The sequence below is a fragment of the Acinetobacter sp. GQ146 genome (assembly GCF_059758585.1).
Window position 1 is genome coordinate 262,884 of the sequence record NZ_JCAXDV010000005.1, and the last position, 14,939, is coordinate 277,822.

Annotated in this window: 12 protein-coding genes and 1 pseudogene; 1 reads left to right on the forward strand and 12 read right to left on the reverse strand. The window is 41.0% G+C overall.

Annotated features, from left to right (window positions below):
- Positions 1–91: 91 nt before the first annotated feature.
- The 9 genes from ureC to AC6CHI_RS10790 all read right to left on the reverse strand — a co-directional run bounded on the left by ureC (position 92) and on the right by AC6CHI_RS10790 (position 8,852).
- Complete coding sequence (ureC, locus tag AC6CHI_RS10750; RefSeq protein ID WP_498121221.1) at positions 92–1,792, reverse strand: urease subunit alpha; 1,701 nt, start codon at positions 1,790–1,792, stop codon at positions 92–94.
- Positions 1,793–1,834: 42 nt separating this feature from the next.
- A complete protein-coding gene (locus tag AC6CHI_RS10755) occupies positions 1,835–2,143 on the reverse strand; it encodes an urease subunit beta (RefSeq protein WP_498121222.1) in 309 nt (102 codons plus the stop codon).
- A gap of 21 nt (positions 2,144–2,164) precedes the next feature.
- A complete protein-coding gene (ureA, locus tag AC6CHI_RS10760; protein WP_498121223.1) occupies positions 2,165–2,467 on the reverse strand; it encodes an urease subunit gamma in 303 nt (100 codons plus the stop codon).
- A gap of 100 nt (positions 2,468–2,567) precedes the next feature.
- On the reverse strand, positions 2,568–3,446 hold the full coding sequence (locus AC6CHI_RS10765; RefSeq protein WP_498121224.1) for an urease accessory protein UreD: 879 nt from the start codon (positions 3,444–3,446) through the stop codon (positions 2,568–2,570).
- A gap of 71 nt (positions 3,447–3,517) precedes the next feature.
- Positions 3,518–4,084, reverse strand: coding sequence for a HupE/UreJ family protein (locus tag AC6CHI_RS10770; RefSeq protein ID WP_498121225.1), 567 nt, complete (start codon positions 4,082–4,084; stop codon positions 3,518–3,520).
- Between the two features lie 14 nt (positions 4,085–4,098).
- Positions 4,099–4,713 (reverse strand): urease accessory protein UreG, encoded by a 615-nt coding sequence (gene ureG, locus AC6CHI_RS10775; RefSeq protein WP_458892440.1) that lies wholly within the window; start codon positions 4,711–4,713, stop codon positions 4,099–4,101.
- A gap of 19 nt (positions 4,714–4,732) precedes the next feature.
- A complete protein-coding gene (locus AC6CHI_RS10780) occupies positions 4,733–5,398 on the reverse strand; it encodes an urease accessory protein UreF (RefSeq protein ID WP_498121227.1) in 666 nt (221 codons plus the stop codon).
- The gene (ureE, locus tag AC6CHI_RS10785; RefSeq protein WP_498121228.1) at positions 5,385–5,867 is read right to left on the reverse strand and encodes an urease accessory protein UreE; all 483 of its coding nucleotides are present in this window, start codon (positions 5,865–5,867) and stop codon (positions 5,385–5,387) included. The genes AC6CHI_RS10780 and ureE overlap by 14 nt, the downstream gene beginning before the upstream one ends.
- Before the next feature lie 765 nt (positions 5,868–6,632).
- Positions 6,633–8,852: an OsmC domain/YcaO domain-containing protein gene (locus AC6CHI_RS10790; protein ID WP_498121229.1), complete on the reverse strand. Its 2,220-nt coding sequence runs from the start codon at positions 8,850–8,852 to the stop codon at positions 6,633–6,635.
- A gap of 616 nt (positions 8,853–9,468) precedes the next feature.
- On the opposite strand from AC6CHI_RS10790, the gene mutS reads away from it, so the two are divergent.
- A complete protein-coding gene (gene mutS / locus AC6CHI_RS10795; protein ID WP_498121231.1) occupies positions 9,469–12,105 on the forward strand; it encodes a DNA mismatch repair protein MutS in 2,637 nt (878 codons plus the stop codon).
- A gap of 157 nt (positions 12,106–12,262) precedes the next feature.
- Here the strand turns inward: mutS and AC6CHI_RS10800 are convergent, their stop codons facing one another.
- The 3 genes and pseudogenes from AC6CHI_RS10800 to AC6CHI_RS10810 all read right to left on the reverse strand — a co-directional run.
- Positions 12,263–13,546, reverse strand: coding sequence for a type VI immunity family protein (locus tag AC6CHI_RS10800; protein WP_498121253.1), 1,284 nt, complete (start codon positions 13,544–13,546; stop codon positions 12,263–12,265).
- Between the two features lie 11 nt (positions 13,547–13,557).
- Complete coding sequence (locus tag AC6CHI_RS10805; RefSeq protein WP_498121233.1) at positions 13,558–14,553, reverse strand: hypothetical protein; 996 nt, start codon at positions 14,551–14,553, stop codon at positions 13,558–13,560.
- A 2-nt stretch (positions 14,554–14,555) separates the two neighbouring features.
- A pseudogene (locus AC6CHI_RS10810) lies at positions 14,556–14,939 on the reverse strand (type VI secretion system tip protein VgrG); the annotation flags it as partial.

Sequence of the window (14,939 nt, forward strand, 5' to 3'; positions counted from 1 at the left end):
AATATTCTGACGGCTGCCACTCACAGGCATCGTCTTATCGTTAGCGGGAAAGCCCGCCCATTTGGCAGGCTTTTCAACGTTACATACAAAATTAAAATAAGAAATAACGCTGTGCCATTGGCAATACGGCGGCAGGTTCACAGGTCAAATGCACACCATCTGCGCGTACTTCATAGATTTCTGGATCAACTTCCATGACTGGCGTATAGGTATTGAGCTTCATATCGGCTTTTGAAATATTTCGGGTGTTTTGACATGCCGAAATGATTTTCTTCAACCCTAATTTTTCAGCCACACCATTATGAATTGCCGCCTGAGACAAGAAGGTAATACAGGTGTTATGCACACCACGCGCATTTGCCCCAAACATTGGACGATAATGCACAGGCTGAGGCGTTGGAATTGAGGCATTAATATCGCCGATTGGTGCAGCGGCAATCATACCGCCTTTAATAATCATTGCAGGTTTCACCCCAAAAAATGCCGGTTTCCACAGCACCAAATCCGCCAGTTTACCTTCTTCAACCGAACCCACCTCATGGCTCAAACCATGGGTAATCGCAGGGTTAATGGTATATTTGGCAATATAGCGTTTGACCCGATGGTTATCGCTATGTGGCGTATCGCCTTCTAAAGGTCCACGTTGCACTTTCATTTTATGCGCGGTTTGCCATGTGCGAATAATCACCTCACCCACACGTCCCATGGCCTGTGAATCGGATGACATCATGGAAATTGCCCCCAAATCCTGCAAAATATCCTCGGCAGCAATGGTTTCACGGCGAATCCGACTTTCTGCAAATGCTACATCTTCGGAAATTGCAGGGTCTAAATGGTGACAGACCATCAGCATATCCAAATGCTCATCAATGGTATTGATGGTATATGGACGGGTCGGATTTGTTGAGGATGGCAAAACATTGGCTTGACCAATGGCTTTTAAAATATCAGGGGCATGTCCACCACCCGCACCTTCAGTATGATAGGTATGAATGGTGCGCTGTTTAAATGCCGCGAGTGTTTCCTCTAAAAAGCCGCTCTCATTTAAAGTATCGGTATGAATTGCCACTTGCACATCGTATTCATCTGCGACAGTCAAGCAATTATCAATGGCAGCTGGCGTTGAACCCCAGTCTTCATGCAATTTTAAGCCGACCACACCTGCTTCAATCTGCTCGCGAATTGGGTCAGGCAAACTCAAATTTCCTTTGCCTAACAAGCCTATATTCATGGGCATATCATCAATGGCTTGCAGCATGGTCGCAATATGCCACGGTCCCGGTGTCACGGTGGTGGCCGATGTACCTGCCGCGGGTCCAGTTCCCCCACCAATCATGGTGGTTGTACCCGACATCAGTGCAGTTTCAACTTGTTGTGGACAAATCCAGTGAATGTGCGTATCAATACCGCCCGCTGTGAGAATCTGTCCTTCACCTGCAATCACTTCAGTCGCAGCACCTAAAGGAATGGTAATATTCGGTTGAATGTCGGGATTTCCCGCCTTTCCGATTTTCCAAATACGGCCATTTTTCAAACCGACATCGGCTTTGACAATGCCCCACCAATCGACAATTAGCGCATTGGTAATGACAGTATCTGCGACATCCTGCGCCAATAATTGGGATTGCCCCATGCCGTCTCGGATGACCTTGCCGCCACCAAATTTAACTTCTTCACCATAAGTGGTCAGATCTTGTTCGACTTCTATAAATAATTCGGTATCCGCCAAGCGAACCCGATCACCAACTGTGGGGCCAAACATTTCCGCATATGCGCGTCGTGACATTTTCATTCTGGATTACTCTAAATTCTTGAAAGATTTTTCTATTTCTATCTAGTCAAGTTTCCCCATCACTCGACCCGCAAAACCGTAAACTTCCCGCTTCCCCGCCAAAGCCACCAACTCTACATCTCGGCTTTGCCCCGGTTCAAAACGCACTGCGGTACCAGCCGCAATATTAAGGCGATAGCCCTTGGTCTGTTCCCGTTCAAATAGCAATGCATCATTGGCTTCATAAAAATGGAAGTGCGAACCAATTTGAATCGGGCGATCTCCTGCATTGGCCACAGTAATTTTGAGCGTTTCGCGTCCAACATTTAACTCAATATCACGATCTGGCGTGATCACTTCACCTGGAATCATCGTTGTTCCTTATTTTTGTCATTACATGATGGGTTGATGGACGGTGACCAGTTTGGAACCATCAGGAAAGGTGGCTTCAACTTGGACTTCAATAATCATTTCCGCAATTCCCTCCATTACATCATTCCGACTTAACAAAGTTGTTCCGTAATGCATTAATTCACTTACACTCATGCCGTCTCGTGCGCCTTCAAGCAATGCCGCAGAGATATATGCAATCGCTTCGGGATAGTTCAATTTCAAACCGCGTGCTTTACGGCGCTCTGCAAGCAAACCCGCTGTAAAAATTAAAAGCTTGTCTTTTTCTGTTGGATTTAATTCCATATCTTTTACCTTTCTTAACCTGACGCTTTTTATGTACTACATGCTCAACGTGTGAATGAAACTTAGGCTATTTTGTATATTCACAATTGCTGAAAAGTCGCTAAGTTCTCCAAATACGCGGAAACTCTTCATCCAGATCGTACCAATAGCGTCTGAGTTTCGCCCGAATCGCTGCAAAAGCATCATGGCATTGCCGAACATCCTGACCTAAAAAGCGTGCGCAAATCACATCATCCAACAGCGTTAAGGTCACGGGCAAATCCATACGCATGATTAGCTCGCGAATTAAATCAAGATGCTGTTCCAGATAAACACTGGCACGATATTCGGTGGGTGGAACGGCCCAGAAACTGCCCATAACAGATTGTCCATGCATGCCTAAGCATGAACTTAGCCAACGATCATTACCCTTAAAACTCAACGTATCCGCCACCAACAGGTTCTGATTGCGAAATAGTTTGAATTGGTTAATGTATGCCCCTTGGCTAAATTTTTCATCGCGTGCTTGCCGACCAATGACCAGCATGTCCCAGCCAATAAAACTGGCTGCCTGATCCAAATGAATAAGGGTTTCTGAATGTGCATTTGCCCCATTAAACAACATGGTTTCTTGTGGTAACCATTCAAAAATAGCATTGCCATTCAACCTGATATTGATATGTTGATAGGCCTTTTTGCCGTTAGTTTTGTACCATTTTCCCGCACCTGGGGTAGTCACCACAGCATGTGCCTGTTCATCTACCGACAGATCAAAAGTTAAATGATCACCACCGGCAATACCTGCGGGTGGATGCACGATAATGGCATGACACACACCCGTCTTTTCTGGCCAAAACATTTTTTGTACCCGCACCGGACCATAATGTTTGCGGTGATGTAATACCGTACATTCAGGCTGTTTTTGCGCCTGAAAGCCGAGCTCTAACTTGGCAAACCATAATTGTGTATCATGCGTTCGACTTAAGGTTAAATCTTGCATTATTCCTCTGATGTGACGAATACTAAAATGTGAGCTATTACCGTTTCAGCATGAAAACCGACATAAAACCATTAAGCTAAACCAATCAGTGTGACGAGTGCTGCAATGCCACCAATAATTTTTTTACCATGCGGCACGTATTTTTGAACGAATGCACCCAGCCCTAGCCCACTGGCATAAATACAAGACATTGCAACGACCATGCCTATAACCAAACCCACCACATGACCGGATTGGCTCAACTCTGTGCCATGCGCCATGCCGTGAAAACTTGCGAGAATCATCGTGGCCAGTGCAAACAAGCGATTGGCTTTGCTCCAAAGTGCGATGACTAATATAGACAATGAAAAAATAATGCCGTATTCCGCAATACTCGCAGAAAAAATGTTAAGTTGACCCAATACAAAACCACCCACCATGGCAACCACCAAGCCAATTAAACCTGCAAATTTCCAACGTGTAGTCGCAGACCAAAGCAATACACCAAAAGCCATTGCCATCATTAAATGATCAAGACCCGTAAAAGGATGAATAAAACCGGTCATAAAACTACTCTGATGCGCATGTCCGGGATGAGCCATTGCCCACATGGGAAATGCAGCAGCGAAAGTCACCAAAGTTCTTTTTAAATAAGTCATTATGTTTCCCCGAATCAGTTTTTAAATAAGCCTTGTTTTTCAATAAAAGAAATAATTTGTTCCAAACCTGCTTGGGTTTTCATATTGGTGAATAGGAATGGTTTTTCGCCCCGCATGCGTTTTGCATCTTGATCCATCACACTTAAATTTGCGCCCACCATTGGAGCCAAATCTGTTTTATTGATAATTAACAGATCTGATTTGGTAATCCCGGGGCCTCCTTTACGTGGAATCTTTTCACCACCTGCCACATCAATGACATACAGGGTTAAATCTGAAAGCTCTGGGCTAAAAGTTGCGGCTAAATTGTCACCACCACTTTCAATAATGATGAGTTCTAGCCCATCAAATTTTTCACATAAATCATCAATAGCGGCGAGGTTAATGGACGCATCTTCACGAATTGCAGTATGTGGGCAGCCCCCTGTTTCCACACCGACAATTCGGTCTGGTGACATGGCTTCGTTACGGGTTAAAAAATTGGAATCTTCTTTGGTATAAATGTCATTGGTCACCACCGCCATATTATATTTTTCACGTAAAGCCTGACATAAATTTAAGGTTAAGGCTGTTTTCCCCGAACCCACAGGTCCACCAATTCCTACTCGTAATGGGCTACGTTGTGACATGATTTTTTTCCTCTAACAATTATGATCTGAATAGTCTGGAATATTGTGTTTCGTGATGCATACTCAGCATGGCGTATTGGGGTAAGGCACTGCTGATCTCGGTATCGCTCAGCGTCAGTGCGCGATTGATCGCTTCTGGGATCAAGCCATGTAAATGCCATAAAATACGCTGCCCGCTCATCTGTCCCAGTGGAACTGTTTTTACAGCGGCCAACACCTGATTTTCTAAAACAGTAAAGGTATAGGCCGTCAGCACATCGGTTTCATTAAGTCCTAAACTTCCGCACAAGTGTCCATAGACAGGTACAAAGCCGAGATGTTTGTTGACTTTAACTGGTTGTTTTAAAACATCTCGAATCCAAGCATTGAGTGAAAATGCCAGTTGCTTGGATTCTGCCAACAGTTCCTTACTCTCACGGCTAGCACGATAAAAGTTTGCCCAGTAATCAAACTGCTCAATATCCTCACTGTATTGCATTAATCGTTTCAGCACGGGCAATTCAAAACGTACCAGAAGCATTTCGAGCACTTCCTCGAAATAAGCAATACTGGAGGCTTCGTCATAAATGAGTCCACGATCAATTGCACTTTCTACACCTTGGGAGTAACAATATGCCCCTATCGGTAATGCCGTAGAAGACAGTGTTAATAGGCTTAATAGTTGCGCTGGATTAGTGATGGACATGGTGCAAAGTCTTGATTGGGCTTAAACGATGATCATGTTGGTGTTGTGCATAAGCACCACTTTCAGGCTCAAAAGGATGATCGACATCTTCAACGCTTAATCCCAAGCCTCGAACCATTTCTGCCAAAACATGGTCTGGCTCGAAATATAAAGCTGTTGGTGTCAGCATGAGTGGCACATGACGATTGCCTAGATGATAGGCAGCTTTGAGTAAATCAAATTCATGGGATGCAGAAACTTTCATCAGTTTTTCAGCTTGTGCTTCAACCCTTAGAATATTCCCGCTCTCAGTCGCAATATACGATCCGCTACGTAAGATACCTGTACGTGGTAAATCTGCACCAATATCTACCCCATTTTTTAAAGTTGCACGAAAACGGCTCTTTTGACGTGTATCAAAATTCAGCTCAATGATGTCAAAGTCACTCTCTTCTGTAACTGTTTCTAATCGTTGAGTATAAATTTCCATGATTTCCCACTCTCAATTTAGCCTTTATTCTTTATGAGCCAAAATGACTCAAAATTAATTCTTGTATGCAAAATCGCACCACAATAAACATATAAGCAATTTTTGAACCAACTTTGGTTGTGAGATGAGAATCTGATTATTTCTGACAATGACCAAGCTAAATTGATTGATTTTTAAGCACAGAGTGGTGTTGGATGTGTTAGGAGTATTTTTTTTAAATATCTTTTTCGTTCAGGCCGATGATCAAGTATTCAATTTTCAGCGTACAAATCTCGGATCTGATTATTCCGCTTTGGTGAAATCCAATCGATTTGATACCTGATAAAACTTAGATTCATACATAACAAAAGATCCCTGACTGGGATCTTTTGTGATCAAATTAATGTAGTTTCTTTATGAGGAACCATTGTCTTTGGACTGTCTATTCAATCTATTCAATCTATTCAAACAAAACTAACTTATTGCTACTACACATCATCACTGTCACCATTCACAAACTTGATGTCAGGTTATTGAGCGATCAATTCAGTGCAAGACACTTTCAATGTCAGGTCAATAAGATTCATAAGTATAATCAGGCTTCATAAATTTATTGAACCAGATCTCCCCCTATACTCAAGTGACCACTTAAATTGAAGTGATTTAGAGGCGATTTAACTATTCAATAGTTGTGCAAAAAAGTCACGTTAACCCCATAAAAAAAGCCATACTCCTGCAAGAAGTATGGCCAAAATTCGTATTATGACTACAACGAATTTAAATCAATTAGACCAACAATTCAGCTTGAACATGATTTGCATATTTTGCACGTGCTGCATGCAATTTTTGGTAGCTATCGAGTAAGCGCTGATGACGCTCCAATCCTTCCAGTTTCATACTGGTTGGGGTTAAACCATAGAATCGAACGCGACCATCGACTGAACCTACGGCTGCATCCATGTGTTCATCACCAAACATGCGACGGAAATTGACTTCATAATCTTCAAGTTCCATTTCATCATCCAGTTCTACTTCTAATACAACATTCAAACATTGATAGAACAAGCCTCGTTCAACCGTATTGGTGTTGTATTGCAAGAAAGTCTCAACTAGATCTTTGGCTTCTTCAAATTGCTGTAAAGCCAAATAAATCATGAGTTTGAGTTCTAGAATCGTCAATTGCCCCCAAACCGTATTGTCATCAAACTCAATCCCGATCAGGGTTTTGATGTCGGTATAGTCATCCAACTCACTTTCTTCTAGACGTTCAACCAAAGCCTCAAGTTGTTCATCATCCAGACGATGTAAATTCAGCGTGTCTTCACGGAACCACAACGCCTTATTGGTATTGTCCCAGATTAAATCTTCAACCAAATACACTTCTGAATAGCCAGGCACTAAAATACGGCAAGCTGTAGCACCTAAATGCTCATACACCGCCATGTAAACTTCTTTGCCCATATCCTTAAGAATATCAAACAAAATTTTAGCTTCATCGGTATTTTTCGCATGACCTTCCGCACTAAAGTCCCAATCGACAAAGTCATATTCGGATTTTGCGCTAAAGAAACGCCAAGACACCAAGCCACTCGAATCAATAAAGTGTTCGACAAAGTTATTCGGTTCCGTGACCGCCTCTGAACTAAAGGTTGGACGTGGTAAGTCATTCAAGCCTTCAAAGCTACGACCTTGCATTAACTCGGTTAAGCTACGTTCAATTGCCACTTGCATATTTGGATGAGCACCAAACGAAGCAAATACACCCCCAGTACGAGGATTCATTAGGGTCACACACATCACTGGGTATTTTCCGCCCAAGGATGCATCTTTAACCAAAATAGGGAAGCCTTGCTCTTCTAAGCCTTTAATTCCCTCAATAATACTTGGATATTGTGCCAGTACATCCGCAGGTACGTCTGGAAGTGCTATTTCACCTTCAATGATTTCACGCTTCACTGCACGTTCAAAAATTTCAGATAAGCATTGTACTTGTGCTTCGGCAAGGGTATTGCCCGCACTCATGCCATTACTTAAATATAAGTTTTCAATCAAATTGGTTGGGAAGTAGACCACTTCACCATCGGACTGACGCACGTATGGTAGCGAGCAAACACCACGCTCAGTATTACCTGAGTTGGTGTCGTATAAATGTGTACCCAAAAGTTCATTTTCAGGGTCATAAATTGCTTTGCAATACTCATCCAGAATTTCTGGTGGTAATTCACCATTCGGTCCAGGTTGGAACCATTTTTCATCTGGATAATGCACAAATTCTGCATTGGCAATTTCTTCACCCCAGAATTGATCGTTATAGAACAAATTACAGTTCAAACGCTCAATAAACTCGCCCAAGGCAGAAGCCAAAGCACTTTCTTTGGTTGCACCTTTACCATTCGAGAAACACATTGGTGAATGTGCATCACGAATATGCAACGACCAAACATTCGGCACAATGTTACGCCAAGACGCAATTTCAATTTTCATGCCCAAGTCAGCCAATAACCCTGACATGTTGGCAATGGTTTCCTCTAAAGGTAAGTCCTTGCCTGTGATATGCGTCAAGTGTTCAGATGCCAAATTCGGCATTAAAAGCGCTTGTGCATCTGCATCAATACTTTCAACTTCTTCAATGACAAAATCCGGTCCAGTTTGAATCACTTTCTTTACAGTACAGCGATCAATCGAACGTAAAATCCCTTGACGATCTTTTTCTGAAATATCGGCAGGCAGTTCAACTTGGATTTTAAAGATTTGTTTATAACGATCTTCAGGATCAACAATATTATTTTGTGATAAGCGAATATTATCGGTTGGAATATTACGTGCAAGGCAATACACCTTAACAAAGTAAGCCGCACACATCGCTGAAGATGCTAAGAAATAGTCGAATGGTCCTGGTGCTGAACCATCGCCTTTGTAGCGAATAGGTTGGTCAGCAATTACAGTAAAGTCATCAAATTTAGCTTCGAGTCGAAGGTTATCGAGATAATTGACTTTTATTTCCATGTTGGCACCTAATGATGCTTATATGCCTAAACTAGACAGATAAACGTCGAAAATATTGAATTAAAAGCAGAATGCAATGAAGAAATGGGCTTGCAAAAAGAATCAGCCAAAGGATTGGAGCTGATAAAAAACGGCTTTACGAATGCGCATAGATTTTACAGATTTCTGGCTCAAAGTGGAAATGCTATCTTGTGGTTTAAGCAATTTTTCCCATAAGCCCATACATTTTAAATATGCACAATATTCAATTGCTAGGTTGTTCAAAACAAAACACATCAAAAAAATATGTATATAACTATTAGTTCAGATCTGATCAGACATTGAACTTGAAAAAGAGAAAGTTATCCGTTTTGATAAATGTATCTATAGCATCGGTGACTATTCACATTTTATTTCTCTTTGGTACAACCATTCGAATTTGTTACCATATCGAGTCTGAGTTAGACAAAATCCTCCCACACCCCTTTAATATGATTAAGCCTAAAAAAAGGTACACTAAAAGGTATACTTTTTAAGTGGATTAGATCAGATTGATTCAGAATAAATAGGATCTGGTTGGACAGTCAGACTTGTTTTAAAATTTAATTAATTATTTAAATTCAAGGATTTCATATACATGAGCTTGCAAGACATCATAGCTAATATTGACTCCCACACTCCTATGATGCAGCAATACCTAAAAGTTAAGATGCAACACCCTCATGCCTTAATGTTTTATCGTATGGGTGACTTCTACGAATTATTTTTTGATGATGCCCATAAAGCCGCCAAACTACTCGGCATCACGCTTACGCATCGCGGTAAAACCAATGGTAATCCTATCCCGATGGCAGGAGTGCCTTTTCATGCGGCTGAAGGTTACCTCGCTCGCCTAGTGAAAAAAGGCGAAACCGTTGTTATTTGTGAACAACTTGGTGAAGTGACGGGTAAAGGACCTGTAGAACGCGGTGTTGTGCGTATTCTTACTCCTGGCACACTCACTGACGATGCTTTACTAAATAGCCATCAATCTTCAAATTTGGTGGCTTTGTGCCTCCAGCAAAATCAGATTGGTATCGCCCTGCTCGACTTAAGTGCAGGTTTATTTAAAGTCCAACAACAAGATTTTAAATTAGAACAATTAAGCATCGAACTTGCCCGCCTCATGCCAAGTGAAATTTTGGTCGATGAAGATATTGTTGATCCGAACATTTTAGAACAAGTCAAAAAACAACTCGATTGTCCTATCACCAAGCGCCCGAATGTCGACTTTAATTTAAACAACGCACAGAAAACCTTGTCGGATCAGCTCGGTGTTTCGACCTTATCTGGTTTTGGCATTGACCATCTACCTTTGGCCAAAGCAGCTGCCGCTGCACTAATTCATTACGCCAAAGAAACACAAAAAACGGCTTTACCACACATTCGTAGTATTCAGCTCGAACAAAGTAGCGATTTTATTGCGCTTGATCCCGTGACACGTCGTAATTTAGAAATTGTTGACCCGCTTTTTGAGCATGGCACATCATTGTTTCAGCTCATCAATGACTGTCAAACGGCCATGGGGGGGCGATTACTCAGTCGCACACTGATGCAACCGATGCGTGACACTGCCTTACTCGATGCTCGACTTGATGCGATTCAAGCCATCCTGAGTGGTTATCACGATTCACCAATTCGACTGGTATTAAAAGAAATTGGCGATATCGAACGGGTTTTGAGCAGAGTGGCTCTTGGCAGTGCACGACCACGTGACTTGGTACAATTACGCCATGCTAGCGCTCAGTTACCCTTTTTACGTCATGCACTTAATCCAATTGTGCAGAACCATCAATCAAAATTAGTGGCGCAATTGAATGAAGAATTGGGAGATTTTCACGGACTGCATCAACGCTTACTCGCCGCGATTGTAGAAAATCCGCCAGTCTTACTCCGTGATGGCAATGTCATCGCTGAAGGTTTCGACAGCGAACTGGATGAACTGCGCAAAATTCGTGATCATGCAGGACAATTCCTGATTGATCTTGAAATTAAGGAACGTGAATCTACCGGAATTTCTACACTTAAAATTGGCTACAATCGTGTTAGTGGCTACTATATTGAACTGACCCGTGCACAGGCAGAACAAGCGCCTGAGCACTACATCCGTCGTCAAACCCTGAAAAATGCAGAACGCTATATCACGCCAGAACTAAAAAGTTTTGAAGATAAAGTATTGTCGAGCGAATCTCGGGCTTTAGCACGTGAAAAAATGTTGTTTGAAATGCTGCTAGATGAGCTGCGTCAAGAAATTGCAGCCTTACAAATGATGAGTGCTGCAATCGCACAAATTGATTTACTCAGCAATTTTGCTCATCAAGCACGTTTAAGAAATTGGACACGACCTGAGTTTAGTCCAGAAACAGGGATCAAGATCATTGCAGGTCGGCACCCAGTCGTTGAAGCATTAAGTAAAACTGCATTTACCCCAAATGACACACATTTGGATTATGCCCATCGCATGGCCATCATTACAGGCCCCAATATGGGTGGTAAATCGACCTTTATGCGTCAAACAGCATTGATTAGCCTGCTCGCTTATTGTGGCAGTTTCGTGCCAGCACAAGCGGCTGTTTTAGGTCCAATTGACCGCATTTTCACGCGAATTGGTTCTGCTGATGATCTATCGACCGGTAAGTCGACCTTTATGGTCGAAATGACCGAAACCTCGCAAATTTTGCATCATGCGACCAATCAATCTTTGGTACTTATGGATGAAGTCGGTCGAGGAACCAGTACCTATGACGGCTTATCTTTGGCTTGGGCCTGCGTGCTAGATTTGACCAAACGAGTGAAATGTTTGTGCTTGTTTGCCACACATTATTTTGAACTGACGGAACTGAGTAAAGAATCTGGCATCTACAACTACCATGTCAGTGCCAAAGAGTTAAATGGTAATTTGATTTTATTACACAAGGTTCAGCAAGGTCCTGCCAGCCAAAGTCATGGCTTGCAAGTGGCTAAACTGGCAGGTATTCCTGTCAATGTGATTAAGGAAGCGCAAAACCGCTTGAAAATTCTCGAGCGTCAACAGCAACAACATGTCAGTACTGCGGTACAACGAGACTTATTTGCTCCAGCTCCTCAAGCCGAACCTGATATTATCGAGCGTGTTGTTGAAGTGGAAAAAGTCTCTCCTGCTTTAGAACTCTTAAAAGAGCTTGATGTAGACAATCTCACTCCACGCGAAGCCTTACAGCATTTATATATGTTGAAAGAACAGTTAGAAAATTAAGCACTCGACCATAGATCAGATAAATTAAACTGACCTATGGTCTTGTATTCTTAAATTCGCAATAAGGCTATTACATGTTTAAACATAAGCCCGACAGAATATCTATCTAAATATGAATAGTTACTTTCATACTAAGTTAAACTCAAAAATTATTGTATTATGAATAGCCACCCGCCCAATACCAATAAACCTCTCCCCAATCTAGTTCTGAAAAGGTTGGAAGAATAGCACCTTGCTCAAAATACTGTCGTGAATCTGGTTGTGCGGGAGTTTGCCAATAACCAGTTTGTGGGCATAACTCGCCACCTTTCACTTTAAGTTTTTCTTCTTCCAATGATAAGTTACTAACCTTATTGACTCGTTTCCCTTCAGGCCAACTGCTATTTTCATCAAAACGAGCAATCCATAGGGGTGAGCTTTCTATATCAAATCTTGGGTTAGGGTCATCATCCCATGCATCAAGAGTCGTCAACTTCAAATCATTACATCGTATTGGTTTAATCAGCTCATTTGCCTTTACCAATAAATCTGGAATACCTTCTTCAACAGGATAAAGTGATAATTCTCCCAATTGAATCCAAAGACTGAATTTTTCAGGATCTGTTGGATCTAGCAGTTTGGTGATCTCGATTCGTGGATCATCTAGTTTTAAACGGATTTGCTCCTCACTTAATCCTAATTTTTCTAGCCAATATGGTGAAAGTAAAAAACACCATGTTGGAGTACGTATTCCTGCTGCTAATGATGGTGTATAGATAAAACCATCTATATCATCATGAGAATGACTCATGTTACTAGGATGATCGATATCTAGCCCGTAAAAATAGTCACTAAAAATGCGTTCTACAATTTCAAATTCTGGAGAAACCATAGGAAATTGTGCTGCACTCCCAATTTCATAACCACTATAGGCTTGTATTGGATTGAGTTTAATTAAACATTGCTGTACAAACTGATACCATTGCTTTTTATACTCTTTATACCATTTTTCGCCAAATGATAATTTTAGACTAGAATATCTTAATCCGTTGTCTCTAATATTACTTTGTAAAGCCCACTGCGCACTTTGGTTGTCTGAATCTCCAGTGGTCGCTGCTATAAAATATACAGAATATTTTTTATAGCCTTCATGCATTTCATCCAATAACTCCTGACGAGTTCTTTGCCATTTTTCAGCCTTTTTCCATGTACTTGTTTTATGCCTGTACTTGAGTTTAAAAGGCTTATCAATTATTTTACTTTCAAACTCCTGATAAATATCAATGATTTTATTAGCAACCTCTTCCACTTCATCATCTTGATGATAAATATAAAATGTGATGTATGGGCAAATACCGAATTCTTCTTGTTCATACCCATAGATATGGTCACTATCCTTCTTAAACTCGGCTATATAATCAGCGACTTCTTCTTGGCTTAAAAATAATTCGTCATTATTCACTTCATTACTCATCATTTTTTACTCGCTGATTTCGATTTTTTTTGCTGCTGGCTAGGCTGATCTTTTGGACTCACATCTTCTGGATAACGGAATAATGACAATTTAAACCCCTCACTTGCTGTAATTTTGCTGGCTTTCTTTTCAGCAGCGCATTGCTTTTTTAGATCATCATAATTATCAAACTGTGCTTTATCAATCTTGTCTCCTTGGAACTTGATTTCCACCAATGCAAAAATATTGGTCAAAGTTAAAGGCTCACCACGATATTCTGGAATAATAATATCAGCACCAATTGTATTCTTTCTTTTATATGGCATTGGCCAAAATGGATTGATATCAGTACCTGTACGCTTGATTCGTGTTGTACCCTCTAATAGAGGTGCAAGGTACTTCTTCATTTTTACATCATAACCAAAACAAACTTCTGATTTTAATGGACTCTTCCATTTGACAAGCTCATCCATGAATTCAAACATAAAGTTCACAGCAAGCTGCTTTAATCTCACGATAATATATTCGTCTACATTTGCCCCTGCTAGTTCTTCAGCTGTCATTTTCAAAAGCTTTGCCACAATATCGACTTTACTTTTAGGGACAACATCCTTTAGCTTTTTACCTTTTTGCTTCCTTAATTGAATCATAGGCAACTGTTCAGCTTTTTCACAGACCTGACTAATGATTGACCGAAATGGTATTTTTTGTTTAATCGCTACAGTAATCACATTACTTTTTGTTTGGGGGCGTCCAGATGCAGCTTTGGTATTGTTGCTTTGCTTATCGCCAGTAGTTAACGTCGTTAGTAAAACTTTTTCTTTTTCCTTATCAATTTTATCTGAAATCTCTTGACCAAGATTTTTCATGATTTTTTTAATTTCTTCTTTAGCCTTTTTGATGTTGTCCTGATAATTTTTCACCTCACCATAAGCATTAGAAGCTGTACGATATATTTCATATGCAGTTATTGCATATCCTGCCAATTCAACAACGACAATAATAGCTGGCAGCATCGTTACTCTCCATCCAACTCAGATTCTAGTTTTTTTGATTTTTCTTCTAGTTTTGCTTCCCAGTTTTCAGTCAATCGCTCGCTTTCTCTCATCACTGATTTATATCCAATAATTCTTTCTTTGGTTTGTGTAATCACTTGCTCCGTAAATCCCTGCTCGTCTGTAACCCCCTCTTTTAATGAGTTATTCTTGCTATCATGTATTGAAAACTTATAACCTTTAAAGTTACGACCATCTGCTTTAAAAAGCTGATATTGAGCTGAGTAAGGTGACTCAGCAAATTCTAGTTTAGGTAATTGGGGTAAATTGCTAGAAACCTTCGCCCCACCCATAAACAAATGCTGCCCAGCCTTCACCTCAAACTTGCCACTGGTGGTTGGAAAAAT